General features: G+C 68.6%; 20 protein-coding genes. 11 read left to right on the top strand and 9 right to left on the bottom strand.

The genetic code is table 11. The features are described 5' to 3' along the window. The first annotated feature begins 84 nt into the window (after positions 1 to 84). Positions 85 to 951 carry a GNAT family N-acetyltransferase gene (locus BZY54_RS36025; RefSeq protein ID WP_086729524.1) on the top strand — a complete coding sequence of 289 codons (867 nt, stop codon included), beginning with the start codon at positions 85 to 87 and terminating at the stop codon, positions 949 to 951. 3 nt (positions 952 to 954) lie between these two features. On the opposite strand, the gene BZY54_RS55145 is transcribed toward BZY54_RS36025, so the two are convergent. After that, positions 955 to 1,086, bottom strand: a complete 132-nt coding sequence (locus tag BZY54_RS55145) for a hypothetical protein (protein ID WP_341868719.1) — start codon at positions 1,084 to 1,086, stop codon at positions 955 to 957. Positions 1,087 to 1,259: 173 nt separating this feature from the next. On the opposite strand from BZY54_RS55145, the gene BZY54_RS36020 reads away from it, so the two are divergent. Continuing rightward, entirely contained in the window at positions 1,260 to 1,712 is a 453-nt protein-coding gene (locus tag BZY54_RS36020; protein ID WP_086729523.1) for a GNAT family N-acetyltransferase, read from the top strand. Positions 1,713 to 1,856: 144 nt separating this feature from the next. Here BZY54_RS36020 and BZY54_RS36015 read toward each other — a convergent pair whose 3' ends face one another. Next, positions 1,857 to 3,242: a serine hydrolase domain-containing protein gene (locus BZY54_RS36015; RefSeq protein ID WP_086729522.1), complete on the bottom strand. Its 1,386-nt coding sequence runs from the start codon at positions 3,240 to 3,242 to the stop codon at positions 1,857 to 1,859. Between the two features lie 366 nt (positions 3,243 to 3,608). On the opposite strand from BZY54_RS36015, the gene BZY54_RS36010 reads away from it, so the two are divergent. Beyond that, entirely contained in the window at positions 3,609 to 4,175 is a 567-nt protein-coding gene (locus BZY54_RS36010) for a dihydrofolate reductase family protein (RefSeq protein WP_086729521.1), read from the top strand. 247 nt (positions 4,176 to 4,422) lie between these two features. Here BZY54_RS36010 and dnaB read toward each other — a convergent pair whose 3' ends face one another. Continuing rightward, entirely contained in the window at positions 4,423 to 5,898 is a 1,476-nt protein-coding gene (gene dnaB, locus BZY54_RS36005; RefSeq protein WP_086729520.1) for a replicative DNA helicase, read from the bottom strand. Between the two features lie 459 nt (positions 5,899 to 6,357). On the opposite strand from dnaB, the gene BZY54_RS36000 reads away from it, so the two are divergent. Then, positions 6,358 to 7,695, top strand: a complete 1,338-nt coding sequence (locus tag BZY54_RS36000; RefSeq protein ID WP_086729519.1) for an MATE family efflux transporter — start codon at positions 6,358 to 6,360, stop codon at positions 7,693 to 7,695. Between the two features lie 109 nt (positions 7,696 to 7,804). On the opposite strand, the gene rplI is transcribed toward BZY54_RS36000, so the two are convergent. The 4 genes from rplI to rpsF form a co-directional block, all read right to left on the bottom strand. Further along, positions 7,805 to 8,251 (bottom strand): 50S ribosomal protein L9, encoded by a 447-nt coding sequence (gene rplI / locus BZY54_RS35995; RefSeq protein ID WP_086729518.1) that lies wholly within the window; start codon positions 8,249 to 8,251, stop codon positions 7,805 to 7,807. A gap of 18 nt (positions 8,252 to 8,269) precedes the next feature. Beyond that, the gene (gene rpsR, locus BZY54_RS35990) at positions 8,270 to 8,506 is read right to left on the bottom strand and encodes a 30S ribosomal protein S18 (protein ID WP_003949403.1); all 237 of its coding nucleotides are present in this window, start codon (positions 8,504 to 8,506) and stop codon (positions 8,270 to 8,272) included. Positions 8,507 to 8,587: 81 nt separating this feature from the next. Next, complete coding sequence (locus BZY54_RS35985) at positions 8,588 to 9,166, bottom strand: single-stranded DNA-binding protein (RefSeq protein WP_086729517.1); 579 nt, start codon at positions 9,164 to 9,166, stop codon at positions 8,588 to 8,590. A gap of 76 nt (positions 9,167 to 9,242) precedes the next feature. Continuing rightward, complete coding sequence (gene rpsF / locus BZY54_RS35980; protein ID WP_003991486.1) at positions 9,243 to 9,533, bottom strand: 30S ribosomal protein S6; 291 nt, start codon at positions 9,531 to 9,533, stop codon at positions 9,243 to 9,245. Positions 9,534 to 9,828: 295 nt separating this feature from the next. Between rpsF and BZY54_RS35975 the strand changes: the two genes are divergently transcribed. From BZY54_RS35975 to BZY54_RS35965, 3 genes are all read left to right on the top strand, one after another. Continuing rightward, positions 9,829 to 10,152 carry a hypothetical protein gene (locus BZY54_RS35975; RefSeq protein WP_086729516.1) on the top strand — a complete coding sequence of 108 codons (324 nt, stop codon included), beginning with the start codon at positions 9,829 to 9,831 and terminating at the stop codon, positions 10,150 to 10,152. A 211-nt stretch (positions 10,153 to 10,363) separates the two neighbouring features. Then, positions 10,364 to 11,485 carry a peptidoglycan bridge formation glycyltransferase FemX gene (gene femX / locus BZY54_RS35970; protein ID WP_086729515.1) on the top strand — a complete coding sequence of 374 codons (1,122 nt, stop codon included), beginning with the start codon at positions 10,364 to 10,366 and terminating at the stop codon, positions 11,483 to 11,485. 84 nt (positions 11,486 to 11,569) lie between these two features. Then, entirely contained in the window at positions 11,570 to 12,601 is a 1,032-nt protein-coding gene (locus tag BZY54_RS35965) for an alanine racemase (protein ID WP_086729514.1), read from the top strand. Positions 12,602 to 12,685: 84 nt separating this feature from the next. On the opposite strand, the gene BZY54_RS35960 is transcribed toward BZY54_RS35965, so the two are convergent. Then, positions 12,686 to 14,200, bottom strand: a complete 1,515-nt coding sequence (locus BZY54_RS35960) for a glycosyltransferase family 87 protein (RefSeq protein ID WP_086729513.1) — start codon at positions 14,198 to 14,200, stop codon at positions 12,686 to 12,688. A 118-nt stretch (positions 14,201 to 14,318) separates the two neighbouring features. Further along, positions 14,319 to 17,024, bottom strand: coding sequence for a transglycosylase domain-containing protein (locus BZY54_RS35955; RefSeq protein WP_086729512.1), 2,706 nt, complete (start codon positions 17,022 to 17,024; stop codon positions 14,319 to 14,321). Between the two features lie 396 nt (positions 17,025 to 17,420). On the opposite strand from BZY54_RS35955, the gene BZY54_RS35950 reads away from it, so the two are divergent. The 4 genes from BZY54_RS35950 (at position 17,421) to BZY54_RS35935 (ending at position 21,223) form a co-directional block, all read left to right on the top strand. After that, positions 17,421 to 18,104 carry a PadR family transcriptional regulator gene (locus tag BZY54_RS35950; protein WP_086729511.1) on the top strand — a complete coding sequence of 228 codons (684 nt, stop codon included), beginning with the start codon at positions 17,421 to 17,423 and terminating at the stop codon, positions 18,102 to 18,104. A 44-nt stretch (positions 18,105 to 18,148) separates the two neighbouring features. After that, positions 18,149 to 19,231: an inositol-3-phosphate synthase gene (locus tag BZY54_RS35945; RefSeq protein WP_086729510.1), complete on the top strand. Its 1,083-nt coding sequence runs from the start codon at positions 18,149 to 18,151 to the stop codon at positions 19,229 to 19,231. A 93-nt stretch (positions 19,232 to 19,324) separates the two neighbouring features. Beyond that, positions 19,325 to 20,587: an MFS transporter gene (locus BZY54_RS35940; protein WP_086729509.1), complete on the top strand. Its 1,263-nt coding sequence runs from the start codon at positions 19,325 to 19,327 to the stop codon at positions 20,585 to 20,587. Between the two features lie 126 nt (positions 20,588 to 20,713). Further along, positions 20,714 to 21,223 (top strand): LppU/SCO3897 family protein, encoded by a 510-nt coding sequence (locus BZY54_RS35935; RefSeq protein WP_086729508.1) that lies wholly within the window; start codon positions 20,714 to 20,716, stop codon positions 21,221 to 21,223. Positions 21,224 to 21,258 lie beyond the last annotated feature (35 nt).

Here is a 21,258-nt window from a genome sequence, read left to right as displayed (position 1 = left end):
GGCTCCTACGGCATGGCCAAAAGCACGTACGTCTCTTCCGAAACGAGTGGACGCGGACGGCATCGGTCGGACAGCCTGACCTGCGTGTCGACTCCTTCCCCTGCCGCTCTGCCCATCCGCCGCCTGACGCTCCGCGATCTCACCGCCTGCGCCGACCTGTCCGAGAACCGGGGGTGGCCGCGCGAGGAGCACAAGTGGGGCTTCCTCCTCACCTCCGGGAAGGGATACGGCATCGACGACCCCGATGGAGGGCTTGTCGCCGCCTGCGTCGTCACGGAGTACGGGCCGCAGGACCGCCCGGATCTGGGCGCCATCGGCATGGTCCTGGTCGCTGAGCGGCACGCCCGCCAGGGCATCGGCCGCCGGCTGATGCGCCACGTCGTCTCGGCCATGGACACCACCCCGCTGACCTTGCACGCCACCCCTAACGGCCGCCCGCTGTACGAGGAGCTCGGCTTCAAGGTCACCGGCCGGGCGGAGATGGTGCTGGGCCGCTTCGCGCCGGACGGCTCACAGTCCCCCGTCGTCACCCGAGCGGCCACCGCGGAGGACCTCCCGGGCATCCTCACGTTGGACGAGGAGGTGTTCGGCGCCGACCGTACCCCGCTGATCACCCGGCTGCCCGCCTTCGCCGACCAGTTGCGCGTCGCCGAGGACAGCGACGGGATCACCGGGTACGCGGCGGCCTGGCCGAACATGGACACCCATGTAGTGGGGCCGCTCATCGCCCGGGACACCGAGACGGCCAAGGCCCTCGTCGCCTCACTCGCCGCCCAGACCGACCGGCCCCTGCGCACCGATATCGATGTGCGCCACGAGGAACTGCTGACCTGGGTGAAGCAACGCGGCCTGGCGTCGATCGCCTTCAACTCGGTCATGACGTACGGCATCGCCGAGCTGCCGGGTGACTGGAGCCGCCGGTTCGCTCCGTTGACCGTGGCGGCGGGATGACCGTCAGGCGAGCGTCTCCACGCCGGTGACGGCGAAACCGTGGGCGGCGTCTACGAGGTCCGCCGTTGCAGCGTCCAGTCGGAGGGCCGTGCGGGCCTTGCGCTGTCCCGGGGACGAGGACAGCTCGGTCGACACGCCGGGAGGAAGCAGGGGGCCGCCGGCGTCCCGCACGGTGACGCTGACGGTGACACCGGCCGCCTCCGCCGTGTGGTGGGCCTGTGCGCGGTTGAGTCACGACGGCTGGCCCACGCCTCCACGTCCCAGTAGATCCCTGCGCGGCTCGCACCCACACGCTTAGGCTGCGGGACATGGGAGATCTTGAAATACGTGCAGCCGTCGCCGGTGACGTCCCGGCCATCGTCGACATGCTCGCGGACGATCCGCTGGGCGCACAGCGCGAGTCGCCGGACGACCTCGCTCCGTATCTGGCCGCATTCGAACGGCTTGCTGCCGACCCGAATCAGCAGCTGGTGGTCGCCGTGCGCGAGGGCCGCGTCGTGGGCACCCTTCAGCTCTCGATCATTCCGGGCCTGTCCCGGCGCGGCTCCACCCGCTCGATCATCGAAGGCGTCCGCATCCACGCCGACGAGCGCGGTGGCGGGTTGGGCACACAGCTCATCGAGTGGGCGATCGACGCATCCCGGCGCCAGGGATGCCGACTGGTGCAACTGACCTCGGACAAGACACGCGCCGACGCCCACCGCTTCTACGAGCGGCTCGGCTTCGAGGCCTCCCACACGGGTTTCAAGCTCTCTCTGTGAGTCCGCCGCGGGAGAGCTCCGTCCATGGAGCTCACCCAGGAACAGTGAGGGGTCACCGTCGACCGGCGAGGTGCCCGTTTCACGTGAAACGGGCACCCCTCGAATCGTCGAGGCTGCGCGCGTCCTAGAGACTGCGCGCGCGTCCTATCCGATCCCGCGCCATCCCTCCGGGTCCACGCCGCCGGGCACCGAGGACCGCTCGTCGTACGGCTGCCGCGTGAACACGAACGATCCGAGGTCCAGATGGTCCACGGAACCGTCGGTCCGCCGTACGGGCCGCAGCAGCTCTCCGGCGTAGTAACCCTCCAGCCCCGTCCAGGTGCCGTCACCGTTCGCCCGGAACCGCGAGCGTCGGCCGTTGCCGGACAACGGCTCCAGGGAGAGCAGCCCGTCGGCAGTCAGCCGCAGGCCGAATCCGCTGGTGCCCCAGTACCACTGTCCCGCCAGCTCCAGCACTGACGGATCCACCTTCCGCAGCGGCCGCCAAGGCTCCGGGATCCGCGGTTCGGCGTCGGCGACGATGCGGACCAGGTCGGCACCCACGGTGGCCAGCGGCACACCAGAGGTGCAGTTGGCCAGCACGACGGCGGCCACGTCGTCCTCCACAGCGATGGTGAGAGAGGCGAGGAAGCCCGGCAGCGAACCCGAGTGCCCCACCAGCAACCGCTCGCCCGACCGCCGCAACTCCAGTCCCAGACCGTAGGCGTACCCCGTCACCACGTCCCCGCTCTCCGGCGGAGCCGAAGGCCTCCGCATCTCGCGAAGCGACTCGACGCTCAGCACCCGATCGTCCCCCTGGGCGAGGAAAACGGCGAACCGGGCCAGATCCCCCGTCGTGGACCACAGTTGGCCTGCGGGGGCCATCCGGCCGAGGTCCTCGGTGGGCTCGGACAGCATCACATCGGCCCACGGGTGCACCGCCCAGCCACCCGCGTGCGGCGCCTGAGGTCGAGTAGTTGTCCGGTCCAGTCCCAGAGGTTCGAGCACTTCCCGCCTGAGGACGTCCTCCCAGGCAGCGCCGCGCAGCTTCTCGACGAGCGAGCCCAGCACGGTGTAGCCGGGATTGGAGTAGTGGAACCGCCGTCCGACCGGGTGCCGCAGCGGCTTCTCGCCCAGTACGTCGGCGAGTTCTGGGCGAAGGGCCCCGGGCGTCCTCTCCCACCAGGGTGCCGGCGACTCGGCGGCGAGGCCGCCGGAGTGCGCCAGCAGGTCCGCGATCGTGGCCTCCCCCACACCGGTTCCCGGCAGATGCTTCTCCAGCGGGTCCCCGAGATCGAGCACACCCTCGTCGCGCAGCCGCAGGACGAGCACGGCGGTGAAGGTCTTGGTGATCGACCCAATGCGGTACTGCGTGTTCTCGTCCGGTGCGTGCCCGTCCACGGACGTTCGCGCGCCGTTCCAGACCGTCCGCCCGTTCCGGGCCACCGCGGCCACGAGCGAAGGCGCCCGCCCCTCGGCCTGGGCGACCGCGATCCGGTGCAGCAGGGCCCGGCGGGTGCCGGGAAGAAGCTCATCCTGAGGTGTCGTCATACCCTCAGTCCATCCGGTGGGGTCCGCCCACGTCGAGCGGATTTCGCCGGGGCGGCTGGAAGCGACCCGCCGGCGATGCCGACCGGGCCAGGGGCGTTGCAGGGTCTCGCCGCTCGCGACATGTCGATCTTGCGTGACCTGGGCGTTCTTGGCTGTCTCACGGCCTTGTCACCCACGATCAGTCTCAACTCCGTGGCATCTCCCCGCGAGGTCGAGGCCGAGATCAGGCGGCTTGCCCGCGTCGGCCGAGTACACCACGCTGAGCCCCGAGCACGAGGACTACCGGCGAGCCCAGATCGCGCACCGATGAGTTTCCCGCGCCGCGCTGGTCCATACGCCGGACACCCACGAACGGAAGGCTGGACCATGCGGAAACTGATCTGCGGCATGAACCTGACCCTGGACGGCTACATCGCCGCGGCCGGCGACGACATCGGCTGGAGCGGGCCGCCGAGCCACGAGCTGTTCCAGTGGTGGCTCGACCACGAGCAGGCGAGTGGCCTGTCGCTGTACGGGCGCAAGCTATGGGAGACGATGAGCTCCTACTGGCCGACCGGCGACCAGCAGCCCAACGCCACCCCGGCGGAGATCGAGTTCGCCCGGAACTGGCGGGACACGCCGAAGATGGTGTTCTCCTCGACGATCGACAAAGTCGACTGGAACACCCGCCTGGTCACAGGCGACGCGATCGCCGAGATCACCCGGCTCAAGGCCGAGGACGGCGGCCCAATGAACATCGGCGGCGCAACGCTTGCCGGGGCGGCCATGCGCGCCGGGCTGATCGACGAGTACGTGATCGCCACCCATCCGGTCCTGGTGGGCGGCGGCACGCCGTTCTTCACCGCCCTGGACAGCTGGGTGAACCTGAACCTGGTGGAGACGCGGACGTGTCCCGGCGGCGTGGTCCTGACCAGGTACGAGACGAGGCGCTGAGCAGCTTCCTGCTGTCTCACGGCTTGGATGGGTGTTTCCACTCACCGTCGTGGCATTTCCTCAGCCGGGATCGTCTGGGCAACTGCGGTGACGCGTTTCCCGAATCGGGTCAGCTCAGCATCAGAGCCCAATCACCCATACGAGTGGGCGGCTTGACCTGCCAGTCTCAGATTCGTGTCAGACATGCCATCGCTTGGCCATCGCTCGTGAGATTTGGCCACGAAATCTGAGACCCTACAGGCGTCGCTCAGGTCTGCGCCATGTCCACGAACCGCGAGTAGTGGCCCTGGAAGGCGACCGTGATCGTCGCGGTCGGGCCGTTACGGTGCTTGGCCACGATCAGGTCGGCCTCGCCGGCGCGCGGCGACTCCTTCTCATAGGCGTCCTCGCGATGCAACAGGATGACCATGTCGGCGTCCTGCTCGATGGAGCCGGACTCACGCAGGTCGGAGACCATCGGCTTCTTGTCGGTGCGCTGCTCGGGGCCACGGTTGAGCTGGGAGAGCGCGATGACCGGGATCTCCAGCTCCTTGGCCAGGAGCTTGAGGTTACGGGACATGTCCGAGACCTCCTGCTGGCGGCTCTCGGCACGCTTGGAGCCACCGGACTGCATCAGCTGGAGGTAGTCGATGACGACGAGCTTGAGGTCATTGCGCTGCTTCAGACGCCGGCACTTGGCGCGGATCTCCATCATCGACAGGTTCGGGGAGTCGTCGATGTAGAGAGGGGCCGCCGAGACATCCGGCATGCGGCGTGCCAGGCGGGTCCAGTCCTCGTCGGTCATCGTGCCCGAGCGCATGTGGTGCAGGGCGACCCGGGCCTCCGCGGACAGCAGACGCATCGCGATCTCGTTGCGGCCCATCTCCAGCGAGAAGATGACGCTCGGCAGGTTGTGCTTGATCGACGCCGCCCGCGCGAAGTCCAGTGCGAGCGTCGACTTGCCCATCGCGGGGCGTGCGGCGATGACGATCATCTGGCCCGGGTGCAGGCCGTTCGTGAGCGAGTCGAAGTCGGTGAACCCGGTGGGCACACCGGTCATCTCCCCGCTGCGCGAGCCGATCGCCTCGATCTCGTCGAGCGCGCCCTCCATGATGTCGCCCAGCGGCAGATAGTCCTCGCTGGTGCGCTGCTCGGTGACCGCGTAGATCTCCGCCTGGGCGCGGTTGACGATCTCGTCGACGTCGTCGTCGGCCGCGTATCCCATCTGCGTGATCCGCGTGCCCGCTTCGACCAGGCGGCGCAGGACCGCGCGCTCGTGGACGATCTCCGCGTAGTACGCGGCGTTCGCCGCCGTGGGCACGGTCTGCACGAGCGAGTGCAGATAGGAGGCGCCGCCCACCTTGTTGATCTCGCCGCGTTTCGTGAGCTCGGCGGCGATGGTGATGGGGTCGGCCGGCTCACCCTTGGCATAGACGTCGAGGATGGCGAGGTAGATCGTCTCGTGCGCGGGCTTGTAGAAGTCGTGGCCCTTGAGGATCTCGACGACGTCGGCGATGGCGTCCTTGGACAGGAGCATTCCGCCGAGGACGGACTGCTCCGCGTCGAGGTCCTGCGGGGGGACGCGCTCGAACGACGAGCCGCCGTCCCACTTGCCGTCGTCCCGGCCGCGGTCGTGCTGTTCGTCGCGGCCGCGGCCCTGGTCGGGGCGGCGCCGGGAGGCCGGCAGACGATCACCGGGTCCACTGCCGGCCCACGGGTCGTCCAAGGGCTCGGAAATGCTCACCGAGCGACCTCCTCCCGTCCGCCGAGCGGACCTCGCCGTGCCCCTCTTTTCTACGGCACGGCACTGACAAATCGAGAGGCCCGACTCCGCTTCTGGCCCGTCATTTTGTGACGGTTTGGAGGCCGGCGGAGGGAGCGGGCGCCGGATAACGGTAGGCCCCCGGGCACCGTCAGCCAATCTGGTTATCCACAGGCCATGTGGACGAGCGGCCGGATGCTGTGGAGAACTCCCCAAAACCTGTGTACGACCCGGTGGACAGCGCTGTGAACAAGCCCTCGATGTATTCCACAGACACCACCTGACCTGGGCCTTTGCCGTCCACCGGCTGTGCAGAAGAAAAACTTTTCCAGTCGAGCCAAGATCGGTTCGAACGGTGGGCACAAGTGCACAGCGGAGGACACCAAGTAAGAGGTGAAATGCCTTTGCGTCGCTTACCTGTGGACGGTTAGATTGACCCCCATGACACAGGCCCCTGCACGCCGTACGACCAGCATCCGTCGGCACGACCGAGAGATCGTCGCGCTGGCCGTCCCGGCCTTCGGCGCACTCGTCGCCGAGCCGCTCTTCGTCATGGTCGACAGCGCGATCGTCGGCCATCTCGGAACGGCGCAACTAGCCGGGCTCGGTGTCGCCTCGGCCCTCCTGACGACCGCCGTCAGCGTCTTCGTCTTCCTCGCCTACGCCACCACGGCCGCCGTCGCCCGGCGTGTCGGCGCGGGCGACCTCCAGGCCGCCATCCGCCAGGGCATGGACGGCATCTGGCTGGCACTGCTGCTCGGCGCGGCCGTGATCGCGGTCGTCGTGCCCACCGCCCCTGCGCTGGTCGACCTCTTCGGTGCCTCGCACACGGCGGCTCCGTACGCGACGACGTATCTGCGTATCTCCGCCCTCGGCATCCCGGCCATGCTCGCGGTGCTCGCCGCCACGGGCGTGCTGCGCGGACTGCAGGACACCAGGACGCCGCTCTACGTCGCCGTCGCCGGCTTCGTCGCCAACGCCGCCCTCAACGCGGGCCTTGTCTACGGCGCCGGACTGGGCATCGCGGGCTCCGCCTGGGGCACCGTCATCGCTCAGTGCGGCATGGCCGCCGTATATCTCACCGTGGTCATTCGCGGAGCTCACAGACATGGTGCCTCGCTGCGCCCGGACGCCGCCGGGATCAGGGCGTCCGCACAGGCAGGAGTCCCCCTGCTCGTCCGCACCCTTTCCCTGCGCGCCATCCTGATGATCGCCACTGCGGTCGCGGCCCGCCTCGGTGACGCGGACATCGCCGCACACCAGATCATCCTGTCCTTGTGGAACCTGCTCGCCTTCGCGCTCGACGCGATCGCGATCGCCGGGCAAGCCATCATCGGGCGCTATCTCGGCGCCGACGACCCTCGGGGCGCGCGCGAGGCCTGTCGGCGCATGGTCCAGTGGGGCATAGCGGTCGGGTTCGTCCTCGGGCTTCTCGTGGTGATCGGCCGTCCGCTCTTCCTGCCCTTGTTCACCAGCGACGCCGTGGTCAAGGACACCGCTCTGCCCGCGCTGGTCATGGTGGCGCTCTCCCAGCCGATCTGCGGCGTGGTCTTCGTGCTCGACGGTGTGCTGATGGGCGCGGGAGACGGTCCGTATCTCGCCGGCGCCATGCTGGTGACCCTCATGGTCTTCACGCCGGTGGCGCTGCTCGTCCCTGTCCTCGGAGGCGGGCTCACGGCGATCTGGGCGGCGATGACGCTGATGATGGCCGTGCGGCTGCTGACCCTGTGGCTGCGCTCGCGCTCGGGTCGCTGGATCGTCACGGGAGCGACGCGCTGACCGTTTCACGTGAAACACCCGGCGCTGCATCACGAGCCTCGCTCATGGAAAGGGGCCGCACCCTCGGGGTGCGGCCCCTTATCCCGACTGCTCAAGCCGAGCTCGGCACTCAGGCCGCGACGACCTCGATGCTGACCTTGGCGGCAACCTCGGGGTGCAGACGCACGGACGTCTCGTGGGCGCCCAGGGTCTTGATCGGCGCACCCAGCTCGATGCGACGCTTGTCGACCTCGGGGCCACCGGCAGCCTTGATCGCCGAGGCGACGTCGGCCGGGGTGACGGAACCGAAGAGACGGCCGGCGTCGCCGGAGCGGACGGCCAGGCGGACCTTCACACCTTCGAGCTGGGCCTTGACCTGGTTGGCCTGCTCGATGGTCTGGATCTCGTGGATCTTGCGAGCACGACGAATCTGCTCGACGTCCTTCTCGCCACCCTTGGTCCAGCGGATCGCGAACTTCCGCGGGATCAGGTAGTTGCGAGCGTAACCGTCCTTGACGTCGACGACTTCGCCCGCGGCACCGAGGCCGGAGACCTCGTGGGTGAGGATGATCTTCATGAGTCGGTCACCCTTCCCTTAGCGCGCGGTGGAGGTGTAGGGCAGCAGCGCCATCTCACGGCTGTTCTTGACAGCCGTGGCGACGTCACGCTGGTGCTGCGTGCAGTTGCCGGTCACGCGGCGGGCACGGATCTTGCCGCGGTCGGAAATGAACTTCCGCAGCATGTTCGTGTCCTTGTAGTCCACGTACGTGACCTTGTCCTTGCAGAAAGCGCAGACCTTCTTCTTAGGCTTGCGCACAGGCGGCTTCGCCATGGTGTTTCTCCTGTGTGATCAAGAAGTGTGGGTGCGCCCCACCTCGGCCCGGCCCGGCCTGCAGAGGCCAAGCCCGAAGGCCTAGAAGGGGGGCTCGTCCGAGTAGCCGCCACCGCCGCCGGAGCCGCCGCCCCAGCCACCGCCCTGGTTGCCACCGGCAGGAGCGCCGGTCGCCCACGGGTCGTCGGCGGGAGCACCGCCCTGCTGACCGCCGCCGGGGCCGCCGCCAGGGCCGCCGCCCCAACCGCCGCCACCCTGGCCGCCACCGCCGCCGTAGCCGCCCTGGCCACCGCGGCCGGTGGTCTTGGTGACCTTGGCCGTGGCGTTGCGCAGGCTGGCGCCGACTTCCTCGACGTCCAGCTCGTAGACCGTGCGCTTGACGCCCTCACGGTCCTCGTAGGACCGCTGCTTCAGCCGGCCCTGCACGATGACGCGCATGCCTCGCTGGAGCGACTCGGCGACGTTCTCCGCCGCCTGGCGCCAGACCGAGCAGGTCAGGAAGAGGCTCTCGCCGTCCTTCCACTCGTTCGTCTGGCGGTCGAAGGTGCGGGGCGTGGACGCGACACGGAACTTCGCGACCGCCGCACCGGAGGGGGTGAAGCGCAGCTCGGGGTCGTCGACAAGATTGCCGACGACCGTGATGACGGTCTCGCCTGCCATGGGGAACCTCTCGGCGGGTGTGCTGCTGGCTGCTTGTGCTGCTACTCGAATCCCGAGACCGGCTGAGCGGGAGGGCTCAGTGGGTCTCGGGGCGGAGGACCTTGGTCCGGAGGACCGACTCGTTCAGGTTCATCTGGCGGTCGAGCTCCTTGACGACCGCAGGCTCGGCCTGCAGGTCGATGACCGAGTAGATGCCCTCGGGCTTCTTCTTGATCTCGTACGCGAGACGACGACGGCCCCAGGTGTCGACCTTCTCGACCTTTCCGCCACCGTCACGGACGACGGAAAGGAAGTTCTCGATCAGCGGGGAGACAGCGCGCTCCTCGACATCGGGGTCGAGGATGACCATCACCTCGTAGTGACGCATGTTGAACCCACCTCCTTTGGACTCAGCGGCCACGGTCGTTCCGTGGCAGGAGGGTTGTGATGCGTACGCAATCGTGTTTGCCAGTAAATCAGCCGGCACTGACAATCGGGGTCGGCCGACGGAATCTCAGGCCGTCCCAGGTTGCTCTGGCCTCGGCCTGGGCAGACACGAGTGCAGACGGTACAGACTACCCGCACCCCCGCTTCCGGTTGAAATCGGGGCGCAGGACCCGGCAACCTGGACACCTCGGGTGTGCACGGCGCTACGATGCGCCGCCTTTCGCAGGAGGTGCCCCATGGCACAGACGATGCGACCGAACACCGCCGCGAGCAACGGGCTCTTCGCCACGGACGGCAAGCGCCACCCGCTCCAGGACACACTGCTCGCGGTGACCCTGGCGCTGGGCGTGCTCGCCTTCATCACCGGGCTCCTCTTCCACAGCCTGCACCTGGTCAGCTCCTGGGCCGGCCTGGCGGGCATCCTCACCGGGGCCTACGGCCAGTGGGTCTCGGTGACGACGCGCGAGCGTTTCGGGCTGATCCTCGGTCTCGGCGCCTCCGCGATCGGCTTCTTCCTCGGCATGGCTCACGGCGGCCTTTTCGGCGGCGTCATCAGCTGACGCCGGCATCTGGGCCGCTCCTGTCACGGACGGCGTCCGTCTGACCCAGCGGGTGTCGTCCGTCCGACTCACGCAGCGCTCCGGCCGGACGAAGGGCCGGGGCCAAGGTCGCGTGCGGCCAGAGTGCGCGCTCCCCGGGCGCAGTAGGCTTCGGCGCGAGAGCCGGAGCCCCTGAACCCATGGGGACACGCCAGCCCGAGGAGCGCCCCGAATGAGCCTGACCCTGAGGACCATCAGTCGAGAGCAGCATCTGGCCTACATCCAGAGCCTGCCGGCGGCGAGTCACATGCAGGTCCCGGCCTGGGCTGATGTCAAGGCGGAATGGCGTTCGGAGAACCTCGGCTGGTTCGACGACCGCACCGGCGAGATGGTCGGTGCCGGCCTGGTCCTCTACCGGCAGCTGCCCAAGATCAAGCGCTACCTCGCCTATCTGCCCGAGGGCCCGGTGATCAACTGGTTCGCGCCGAACCTCGACGACTGGATCCAGCCGATGCTGGCGCACCTGAAGCAGCAGGGCGCCTTCTCTGTGAAGATGGGCCCGCCGGTGATCATCCGCCGCTGGAACTCGGAGACCATCAAGAGGGGCATCCAGGACTCGGACGTCAAGCGCCTGCGCGACCTCGAGGCCGACTTCATCGAGCCCCGTGCCTTCGAGGTCGCCGACAAGCTGCGCCGTATGGGCTGGCAGCAGGGCGAGGACGGGGGCGCCGGCTTCGGCGACGTCCAGCCTCGCTACGTCTTCCAGGTGCCGCTGGCCAACCGGTCCCTGGAAGAGGTGCACAAGAACTTCAACCAGCTGTGGCGCCGCAACATCAAGAAGGCCGAGAAGGCCGGCGTCGAGGTCGTCCAGGGCGGCTATTACGACCTGGAGGAGTGGCAGCGGCTGTACGAGATCACGGCCGTGCGCGACCAGTTCCGGCCCCGCCCGCTGTCGTACTTCCAGCGCATGTGGTCGGCCCTCAACTCCGAGGACCCCAACCGCATGCGGCTGTACTTCGCGCGGCACAACGGCGTGAACCTGGCCGCGGCGACGATGCTGATCGTCGGCGGCCACGTCTGGTACTCCTACGGGGCCTCGGACAACATCGGCCGTGAGGTCCGGCCCTCGAACGCGATGCAGTGGCGGATGCTGCGCGACGCCTATGCCCTGGGCGCGACTGTCTACGACCTGCGCGGCATCTCCGACTCACTGGACGAGACCGACCACCTGTTCGGCCTGATCCAGTTCAAGGTCGGCACCGGCGGGCAGGCCGCCGAGTACCTCGGCGAGTGGGACTTCCCGCTGAACAAGCTGCTCCACAAGGCGCTCGACATCTACATGTCGCGTCGCTGACCTCGCGGTCTCCGCTTCGACACCGTCGGCATCTTCCACACTTCTGATACACCGCACCTCACGAGAAAGGTTCCGGGTCCGGCCATGGCGCTCACGCTCTACGTCGACACCGCGCGCTGGCGGGCGCACCACAAGCACGTGCAGGAGCAGTTCCCCGGGCTCGTCCCGGTCTGCAAGGGCAACGGCTACGGCTTCGGCCACGAGCGCCTGGCGGAGGAGGCCACCCGGCTGGGCTCGGACGTCCTCGCCGTCGGCACGACGTACGAGGCCGCGCGGATCAAGGACTGGTTCGGCGGCGACCTGCTGGTGCTGACCCCCTACCGGCGCGGCGAGGAGCCCGTGCCGCTGCCGGACCGGGTGATCCGCTCGGTGTCGTCGATCGACGGGGTGTATGGCCTCGTCGGGGCGCGTGTCGTGATCGAGGTGATGTCCTCGATGAAGCGGCACGGCGTCAGCGAGCAGGACCTGCCGCAGCTGCACTCCGCCATCGAGAACGTCCGCCTGGAGGGCTTCGCCATCCACCTGCCGCTGGACCGCACCGACGGCTCGGACGCCGTCGAGGAGGTCATCGGCTGGATGGACCGGCTGCGTGCGGCGCGGCTGCCGCTGCACACCATGTTCGTCAGCCACCTCAAGGCCGAGGAGCTCGCGCGTTTGCAGCAGCAGTTCCCGCAGACCCGGTTCCGCGCCCGCATCGGCACGCGGCTGTGGCTCGGTGACCACGAGGCCACCGAGTACCGCGGCGCGGTCCTGGACGTCACGCGGGTGGCCAAGGGCGACCGTTTCGGCTACCGGCAGCAGAAGGCGGCCTCGGACGGCTTCCTCGTCGTCGTGGCGGGTGGCACGTCGCACGGAGTGGGCCTGGAGGCGCCCAAGGCGCTGCACGGCGTCATGCCGCGTGCCAAGGGCGTCGCACGGGCCGGGCTCGCCACGGTGAACCGGAACCTCTCCCCGTTCGTCTGGGGCGGCAAGCAGCGCTGGTTCGCCGAGCCCCCGCACATGCAGGTCTCCATCCTGTTCGTGCCCTCGGACGCCCCGGAGCCGAAGGTCGGGGACGAACTGGTGGCCCATCTGCGGCACACCACCACGCAGTTCGACCGGCTCGTGGACCGCTGAGCGGCCCTGCCACGCGGAAGGCCGTACACGGTGCCCGACGTGTACGGCCTTCGGTGTTGCTGAGCCCTCTTCAGCGATGTTCGCTCAGAGTGAACCGTCTTCGGGCGGGGGCAAGGTCCGGCTGCCCCACTCCACCTGGGGCCCGTCGAAGTGAGCCGCGTGGAGCCGGTGATGACCCGAGGTGCCGAGGACGAAGACGTCCGGGGCGCCGTCGAGCACACCGCCCGAGGGATCGTCGTCCCCGGCCCGGCGCACCACGTCCCGGTCCGGCAGCAGGATGTCGCGGACCACGACCGCGCAGAGGTACGCCGTCCCTGCCAGGTGCAGGGCGATCGCCCAGTGGTAGCCCTCGGTCGGCAGTCCCTTGTGGGCGTCCCCACTCGTCGTGTACGCGAGGTACATCCAGATACCGAGGAAGTACGCCACCTCGCAGGCCTGCCAGATCAGGAAGTCCCGCCACTTCGGGCGGGCCAGCGCGGCGAGCGGGACCAGCCACAGGACGTACTGCGGCGAGTAGACCTTGTTGGTGAGGATGAACGCCGCCACTATCAGGAACGCCAGCTGGGCGAAGCGCGGCCGGCGGGGAGCGAACAGCGTCAGTGCCGCGATGCCGAGGCAGCACAGCACCACCAGCAGCGTGGCGACGGTGTTCACGAAGTCGGTGCTGGGCGGGTTGCTCGAGTTCTGGGCCCAGATCAGCCAGAAGGAACCGAAGTCGACGCCACGGTCGTGGCTGAACTTGTAGAACTGCCACCAGCCGTCGGAAGCGAAGGCCATCACCGGCAGGTTCACCACCAGCCAGGCGACGGCCGCGCCTCCCAGGGCCTTGCCGAAGTCCCGCCATCTGCCCGCCCGCCAGCACAGCACCAGCAGGGGGCCGAGCAGGAGGGCGGGGTAGAGCTTGGCGGCCGTGGCGAGTCCCAGCAGGACACCGAAGGCGAGGGGGCGCCGCCGGGACCACATCAGCATCGCGGCGGCCGTCAGGGCGACCGCCAGCAGATCCCAGTTGATGGTCGCGGTCAGTACGAAGGCCGGCGCCAGGGCCACCAGCAGGCCGTCCCAGGGGCGTCGGGCATGCGTGCGGACCACGCAGACGGCGATGACAGCCGCGCAGACCATCAGCATCCCGGCGTTGACCATCCAGTACCACTGCTCCTGGTGCTGGATGCTGCCGCTGTGCGGGGTCAGCCAGGAGGCCACCTCCATGAACACACCGGTCAGCACCGGATACTCGAGGTACGGCATGTCGCCGGTGAGCTTGTCGAAGTAGGGCACGAGGCCATCGGCGAAGCCGCGCCCCTGATAGAGATGCGGGATGTCCGAGTAGCAGGCCTTTGTGTACTGCGAGCTGGCGCCGAAGAACCAGGCGCTGTGGTAGCAGGGCGCCTTCTGGACCAGGCCGAGGGCGAACATGCCGATCGCGACGAGCGCGACGACCCGTACGGGAGTCCACCAGGACGCCCCGAGCAGGGCTCGCCGCCCGACAGGGCCGCCGATCAGCTCACTGCCGGCCGCGGCGACCTCGTCCTCCCTGGTCGGCCGCACCGGGCCGGGGGCGGGCTCGTGCGCGCTCGCTTGCGTCGATTCAGCACTGGGCATGCCGCCATCCTGCCGTACGCGCCTCGGAAACGCCGTGGGCCGCCGCACCTCGTGGGTGCGGCGGCCCATGTTTCACGTGAAACGCCCTCGCCGGACGGCGTGCGGCGAGATGTCGCGGCTAATTGTTGGTGCCTCCGAAGAGGCCGCCACCGTTGCTGTGGCCGTTGCCTCGGGTGGTGCCGCCGTCGGTCGTTCCGGTCGAGTCGGTGGGTGTCGGGGAGGGCACCCCTCCGTCCGTGCCGCCGTTGGCGCCGTTGCCGCCGTTCTGGCCCCCGGTGTCCGTGCAGCCGAAGAAGCCACAGTTCGACGCGGTCGGCGTGGGTGACGGGCTGGTACGTGTCGCGCTGGGCGTGGGCGTCGGCGTCGGGCTCGGCTCCTGGGTCTTGGTGGCCGAGGGAGTCGGCGTGGGGCTGGGCGCGGCGTTGACGATCTCACCGATGGGTTCGGGCGCCGGGAACGGCTTGGACGGCTGGCCCTGGAGCGCCTGCAGCATGTAGTCGTGCCAGATCTGGGCCGGGAACGAGGCACCGTGAATCTTCTTCTGGCCGCCCGTTCCGTACATCTCCAGGAAGGTGCGCGACTTGTTCTTCTCGTTGTCGTCCAGCCGGAACATGCTGATGGCGGTGGACAGCTGCGGGGTGTAGCCCACGAACCAGGCGGACTTGTTGCCGTCGGTGGTACCGGTCTTGCCGGCCACGTCCCGTCCGGGCAGCTGGGCGGCGGTACCGGTGCCCTTGTCGACCACGGTCTTGAGGACGTCCGTCACGTTGTCGGCGACCTTCGCGGTGAAGGCCTGCCTCGTGCTGCTCTTGTGCGTGTAGACGGGCCCGTCCTTGCTCCTGACCTTATCGACGGAGTACGGGTCGTTCTGCTGGCCGCTGGCCGCGAAGGTGGCGTACGCGCCGGCCATGCGGATCGCGCTGGGGTCGGAGATGCCGATGGAGAAGGACGGGTAGCTGGTGCCGGCCAGGCTGTCCTCCTTCAGGCCCGCGTCCAGCGCCGCCTGCTTGACCTTGTCCAGGCCGACGTCCAGGCCGAGCTGGACAAATGCGGAGTTCACCGACTCCCGCATCGCCTCGCGCAGATCGATCATGTAGTTCGGCGGGGTCCCGTAGGACTCGTTGCCGTCGTTCGTCTGCAGCCACTCCTCGCCCTTCTCGTTCTTCCAGACCGTCCCGTCGTAGTCCTTGATCTTGAGCTTGTTCTTGCCGCTGAAACGGCTCTTGGGCGATACCTGAGTGCGTTCGTCCTGCGCCTGCGTCGGGTCGCCATGCGGGTCGCGGACACCGTCCCTCATCGCCGCAGCCAGCACGAACGGTTTGAAGGTCGAACCCACCTGCGCGCCGGTGGCGTCGGCGTTGTCGGTGAAGTGCTTCGTCCAGTCCTCACCACCGTAGATCGCCTTGATGGCACCCGACCCCGGATCCACCGATGCCCCGCCGAACTGGACGTGGGTGTCGGTGTCCGGGCGCTCCTTCGGCTTGATGTTGGCCCTCTGGACCTTCTCGACCGCGCTCTTGAGCTCGTTGACCTTCTTCTTGTCGAAGGTCGTCGTGATCGTGTAGCCGCCGAGTTGCAGCTTCTCCTGGGTGATCCCCGTCTCGTCGCTGTGGGTGACCAGGTAGCTGTTGGCCAGGTCGACGAGGTATCCGATCTGACCGCTCAGCCTGGTGTTGGACCGCGGGTTCTGCACGTGGGGGAGCGTGGTGTACTTGGCCCGTTCGGTGGCGCTCAGATGGCCGTACTTGACCATCTTGTTCAGAGTGTCCTGCATCTGTGCCGTGGCGCGCCTGGCGTTGGCCTCGGGCGTGGCGGTCGGGTCGATGGACACGGAGCCGGCGGGGTCGTAGTACGTGGCGCCCTTGAGCACGGCCGCGAGGAAGGCACACTCGCCGGGGTTCAGCTTGTAGGAGTCCTTGTTGAAGTACGCGCGCGCGGCCGCCTGGACCCCGTATGCCCCCCGGCCGTAGTACGCCGAGTTCAGGTAGCCGGCCAGGATGTCGTCCTTCTTGACGGTGGCGCCCACCTTGATGGAGATGAAGATCTCCTTGAACTTACGGGTGATCGTCTGGGACTGGTCGTCCAGCCGCGCGTTCTTGACGTACTGCTGGGTGATCGTAGAACCACCCTGCGTCTGACCACCGGTGGCCATGTTGAAGACCGCGCGGGCGATGCCCTTGGGGTCGATGCCGCTGTCGGTGTAGAAGGTCTTGTTCTCCTGCGAGATGACCGCCCACCGCATCGCCGCGGGGATCTCTGAGAGGTTCACGATCTGGCGGTTCGTCTCACCGCCCGTCGCGACCATCGGCGTACCGTCCGACCAGAGGTAGACGTTGTTCTGCGACGTCGCGGTCTGCGCCACGTTGGGCACGCTCACCATCGCGTACCCGATGCCGGCCACCGCCACCAGGCTCCCTATGAAGCCGATGAACAGACCCGAGACCAGCTTCCAGGACGGCATCCAGCGGCGCCAGCCGTACTTGCCTGCGCGCGGGTAGTCGATGAACCGGTTTCTGGCGGGAGGGGCCGTTCGGCCCCGACCGCGCCCCGGCCCGTTCGGACCGCCGGGGCCGGCCCCTCTGCGTCGGCCGGTGCCTTTCTGCGCGGCCCGGCGGGCCTCGGCACGCCCGCCGTACGGACGGCCCTCACCTCCCGCGCCGTACGAGCCCGACCCATAGGACGTGGACCCATAGGAGTCGGCAGAAGACTCAGTGGCGCCTCGCGGTGCCGCACGGCGGCCGGAGGACGAACCGGACTGACCGCGTCGGGCCGCGGCACGTCCGCCTCCCTGCGGCTGCGGCGGTTTGCGACGGTGCTCGCTCATCGAACGACTACTCCTCGGGCAGGCGCACCCTCGCGCGCCTGGAAACGGCGGCTGGTTTCCGGTCCCCCCGAAGTACGGATGTGGTCGGTCGCGCATTCACCCGTACTGCTCCAGGGACGAGGACGTCCCCAGGCGTCACTCGGTTCCCGGTGGTCTGCATGGCGGACAGACTACGCACCGCCAAAACCCCCCGGCCCTCGAAGTTCACCCCAAATCAGGCAACTTGCCTCGACCGAAACAGGGATGTGATCCCGTTCACCATGTCTCCTCTTGTCGCACACGCAGCCCCGTTCTATCGTCATGATGTATCGAGTCGATACATCAGGGCGACATAAAGACCGTCACGGCGCCCGGTGTGGCACTGCCACACCGGGTCGCGGCAGAGAGGAGGCGACAGTGGGCCGGCGTTCCGGAATCCTTGAGTTCGCCGTACTCGGCCTGCTCCGCGAGTCCCCGATGCACGGCTATGAGCTGCGCAAACGACTCAATACGTCACTGGGTGTGTTCCGTGCCTTCAGCTACGGGACGCTCTACCCCTGCCTCAAGACGCTGGTCGCGAACGGCTGGTTGACCGAGGAACCGGGAAGCACCTCCGAGGACGCCGTCGCCGCTCCGCTCGCGGGACGCCGCGCCAAGATCGTGTACCGGTTGACGGCAGAAGGTAAGGAGCACTTCGAGGAGCTGCTCTCCCAGACAGGCCCCGACGCGTACGACGACGAACACTTCGCCGCACGTTTCGCCTTCTTCGGGCAGACATCGCGCGACGTGCGCATGCGCGTGCTCGAGGGCCGCCGCAGTCGGCTGGAGGAGCGCCTGGAGAAGATGCGTGCCTCCCTCGCGCGCACCCGGGAGCGCCTCGACGACTACACCCTCGAGCTCCAGCGCCACGGAATGGAGTCCGTGGAGCGCGAAGTGCGCTGGCTGAACGAGCTCATCGAGAGCGAGCGGGCCGGGCGGGACCTGAAGGGGTCCGCCACCGGGGGGACCGCTCAGCAGGACACCACATCTGGAGCGACGGGCGGCCTGCCCCGGACCCGGGAGTCCTCCCGGCCGGATACGCCCGGCGACACCGCCACGTGAGGTCCCGTCGGGGCTTCACCGAGTACACACAGGGAGCAACCGGAATGGGTTCGGTTCGCGTAGCCATCGTCGGCGTGGGCAACTGCGCCGCATCGCTGGTGCAGGGCGTCGAGTACTACAAGGACGCCGACCCGGCGTCCAAGGTCCCGGGCCTCATGCACGTCCAGTTCGGCGACTACCACGTGCGCGACATCGAGTTCGTCGCCGCGTTCGACGTCGACGCGAAGAAGGTCGGCCTGGACCTCGCAGACGCCATCGGCGCGTCCGAGAACAACACCATCAAGATCTGCGACGTGCCGAACAGCGGCGTCCAGGTCCAGCGCGGCCACACCCTCGACGGTCTCGGCAAGTACTACCGCGAGACCATCGAGGAGTCCGCCGAGGAGCCGGTCGACATCGTCCAGGTCCTCAAGGACAAGCAGGTGGACGTCCTGGTCTGCTACCTGCCGGTCGGCTCCGAGGACGCCGCGAAGTTCTACGCCCAGTGCGCCATCGACGCCAAGGTCGCCTTCGTCAACGCCCTTCCGGTCTTCATCGCCGGCACCAAGGAGTGGGCCGACAAGTTCACCGCGGCGGGCGTGCCGATCGTCGGTGACGACATCAAGTCGCAGGTCGGCGCCACCATCACGCACCGCGTCATGGCGAAGCTGTTCGAGGATCGCGGCGTCATCCTGGACCGCACGATGCAGCTGAACGTCGGCGGCAACATGGACTTCAAGAACATGCTCGAGCGCGAGCGCCTGGAGTCCAAGAAGATCTCCAAGACCCAGGCCGTCACCTCCCAGATCCCCGACCGGGACCTCGGCGAGAAGAACGTCCACATCGGCCCGTCCGACTACGTGGCCTGGCTCGACGACCGCAAGTGGGCCTACGTCCGCCTCGAGGGCCGCGCGTTCGGTGACGTCCCGCTGAACCTGGAGTACAAGCTCGAGGTCTGGGACTCCCCGAACTCCGCCGGTGTCATCATCGACGCCCTGCGTGCTGCGAAGATCGCCAAGGACCGCGGCATCGGCGGCCCGATCCTGTCGGCGTCCTCGTACTTCATGAAGTCCCCGCCGGTCCAGTACTTCGACGACGAGGCCCGCGAGAACGTCGAGAAGTTCATCCGCGGCGACGTCGAGCGCTGAAAAACCGCTCCTGCCAGGGCTGTTGGGTCCCCGGGTGGGGTACGCCTCGCGTACCCCACCCGGGGACCCTTCCCATATGTGAGGCTGTGCCCCATGGCCGTCGTCCGTGATCTGCGCGTTCTGCTGCGCTTCAGGGATTTCCGGCGCCTTCTCGCCGTACGGCTGCTCTCCCAGGGCGCCGACGGCGTGTACCAGGTCGCGCTCGCCACGTACGTCGTCTTCTCCCCGGAACACCAGGCCTCGGCCGCCGCGGTCGCCTCGGCCATGGCGGTGCTGCTGCTGCCGTACTCCCTGGTGGGCCCCTTCGCCGGGGTCCTGCTGGATCGCTGGCGGCGCCGCCAGGTCTTCCTCCACGGCAATCTGGTGCGCGCGGCGATGGCGGCCGTGACGGCCGTGCTGATGGTGGCCGCCGTCCCGGACTGGCTGTTCTACGTCTCCGCGCTGTGCGTCACCGCCGTCAACCGCTTCGTCCTCGCGGGACTGTCCGCCGCGCTGCCTCGGGTGGTGGACGGGGAGCGGCTGGTGATGGCCAACTCCCTGTCGCCGACGGCGGGCTCCCTGGCGGCGTTCGCGGGCGGCGGTCTCGCGTTCCTCGCACGGCTGGTGGGGGCGGACTCCGACGCGGCCGTGGTGCTGCTCGGCGCCGTCCTCTACCTGTGCTCGGCCCTCGTGTCGCTGCTCATGGCTCCGGAGCTGCTCGGCCCCGACCGGTGCCAGGCGCGGCCGCGGCTGGGCGCCGCGCTGACCGGCACCGCACGCGAGCTCGCGGCGGGCGTACGCCATCTCGCCGCGCCGCCGCGCAGGGCGGCGGCCCGGGCGCTGGCCTCGATGACGCTGATGCGCTTCTGCTACGGCGCGCTGACGGTCATGGTGCTGATGCTGTGCCGCTACGGCCTGACGTCGAGCACGGGTGAGGGCCTGCGCCTGCTCGGGCTGGCCCTGGGCTTCTCCGGTGCCGGGTTCTTCGCCGCGGCGGTCGTCACCCCGTGGGCGGCGGGGCGGCTGGGCCCGGCCCGCTGGATCGCCGTGTGCGCCGGCTCCGCCGCGGTCCTGGAACCCGCCCTCGGCCTGCCGTTCGCGACCGGACCGCTCCTGGTCGCGGCCTTCGTTCTGGGGCTGACCACCCAGGGGGCAAAGATCGCCACGGACACGATCGTGCAGTCTGTGGTCGAGGACGGCTTCCGCGGCCGGATCTTCTCCGTGTACGACGTGTTGTTCAACGTCGCCTTCGTGGGCGCCGCGGGCGTCGCCGCGCTGATGCTGCCGCCGGACGGCCGCTCGGCTGTGCTCGTGGTCACGGTGGCCGTGATCTACGGAGTGGTTGCGGGATCGATGGCCCGGTTTGAGCACCAGTAAGTGTCACATCAGTGACACAGACTCCCCACGAAGTACGGGGTTGTCAGTGGCGGGCTGTAGCTTACGTGCGTCTTATGCGGACGCCATGTCCGCGTCATCCTGCCTATGTTCCAGGGGGACCCCCAAGTGACCACTCCGCCGCCCCAGGGCCAGAACCCGTACGCCCAGGCGCCCACCGCTCCGATGGGGCAGCAGCCTGGCCAGCCGTACCCTCCGCAGCAGCCGTACCCGCCGCAGCAGCCCTACGCCCCGTTCCCACAGCAGCAGGGTGCGCCGGTTCCCCCGCCGCCCGCGCCGACCGGCAAGCGCATGGGCAAGAAGGCCGTGCGTATCATCGGCGCCATCGTCGTCGCGGTCATCGTCGCGCTCCTCAAGTTCGGCGCGGGCTGGTTCCTCACGCGCGACGACGCGGAGACCACTTCGGTGGGCTCGTGCATGCACAACAAGGGCACGATGACCAATCCCGACCTCAATGAGGTCGACTGCTCGTCCAGTGATGCGCAGTACAAGGTGGTCCAGAAGTTCGACGGCTCCACCGACCAGGACAAGTGCAAGGCGGTCACGGACGCGACGATCTCCTACGTCCAGTACGGCGGCGGCCACGACGTGGTGCTCTGCCTGAAGGAAACCAAGTAGCACATCGCTCGACGCATGACGGAGGGGCGACGTTT

The organism is Streptomyces carpinensis (assembly GCF_002154505.1).
GTDB classification, from domain to species: domain Bacteria; phylum Actinomycetota; class Actinomycetes; order Streptomycetales; family Streptomycetaceae; genus Streptomyces; species Streptomyces carpinensis.
Note: the sequence above shows the minus strand (reverse complement) of the source record. Positions and strands in the feature narration are given on the sequence as shown.

Excerpts from the sequence above, each read along its gene's own strand:
- BZY54_RS36020 (WP_086729523.1), top strand. The coding sequence starts at position 1,260 with ATGGGAGATCTTGAAATACGTGCAGCCGTCGCCGGTGACGTCCCGGCC.
- BZY54_RS36015 (WP_086729522.1), bottom strand. The coding sequence starts at position 3,242 with ATGACGACACCTCAGGATGAGCTTCTTCCCGGCACCCGCCGGGCCCTG.
- BZY54_RS36010 (WP_086729521.1), top strand. The coding sequence starts at position 3,609 with ATGCGGAAACTGATCTGCGGCATGAACCTGACCCTGGACGGCTACATC.
- BZY54_RS36000 (WP_086729519.1), top strand. The coding sequence starts at position 6,358 with ATGACACAGGCCCCTGCACGCCGTACGACCAGCATCCGTCGGCACGAC.
- rplI (WP_086729518.1), bottom strand. The coding sequence starts at position 8,251 with ATGAAGATCATCCTCACCCACGAGGTCTCCGGCCTCGGTGCCGCGGGC.
- rpsR (WP_003949403.1), bottom strand. The coding sequence starts at position 8,506 with ATGGCGAAGCCGCCTGTGCGCAAGCCTAAGAAGAAGGTCTGCGCTTTC.
- BZY54_RS35985 (WP_086729517.1), bottom strand. The coding sequence starts at position 9,166 with ATGGCAGGCGAGACCGTCATCACGGTCGTCGGCAATCTTGTCGACGAC.
- rpsF (WP_003991486.1), bottom strand. The coding sequence starts at position 9,533 with ATGCGTCACTACGAGGTGATGGTCATCCTCGACCCCGATGTCGAGGAG.
- BZY54_RS35975 (WP_086729516.1), top strand. The coding sequence starts at position 9,829 with ATGGCACAGACGATGCGACCGAACACCGCCGCGAGCAACGGGCTCTTC.
- femX (WP_086729515.1), top strand. The coding sequence starts at position 10,364 with ATGAGCCTGACCCTGAGGACCATCAGTCGAGAGCAGCATCTGGCCTAC.
- BZY54_RS35965 (WP_086729514.1), top strand. The coding sequence starts at position 11,570 with ATGGCGCTCACGCTCTACGTCGACACCGCGCGCTGGCGGGCGCACCAC.
- BZY54_RS35960 (WP_086729513.1), bottom strand. The coding sequence starts at position 14,200 with ATGCCCAGTGCTGAATCGACGCAAGCGAGCGCGCACGAGCCCGCCCCC.
- BZY54_RS35955 (WP_086729512.1), bottom strand. The coding sequence starts at position 17,024 with ATGAGCGAGCACCGTCGCAAACCGCCGCAGCCGCAGGGAGGCGGACGT.
- BZY54_RS35945 (WP_086729510.1), top strand. The coding sequence starts at position 18,149 with ATGGGTTCGGTTCGCGTAGCCATCGTCGGCGTGGGCAACTGCGCCGCA.
- BZY54_RS35940 (WP_086729509.1), top strand. The coding sequence starts at position 19,325 with ATGGCCGTCGTCCGTGATCTGCGCGTTCTGCTGCGCTTCAGGGATTTC.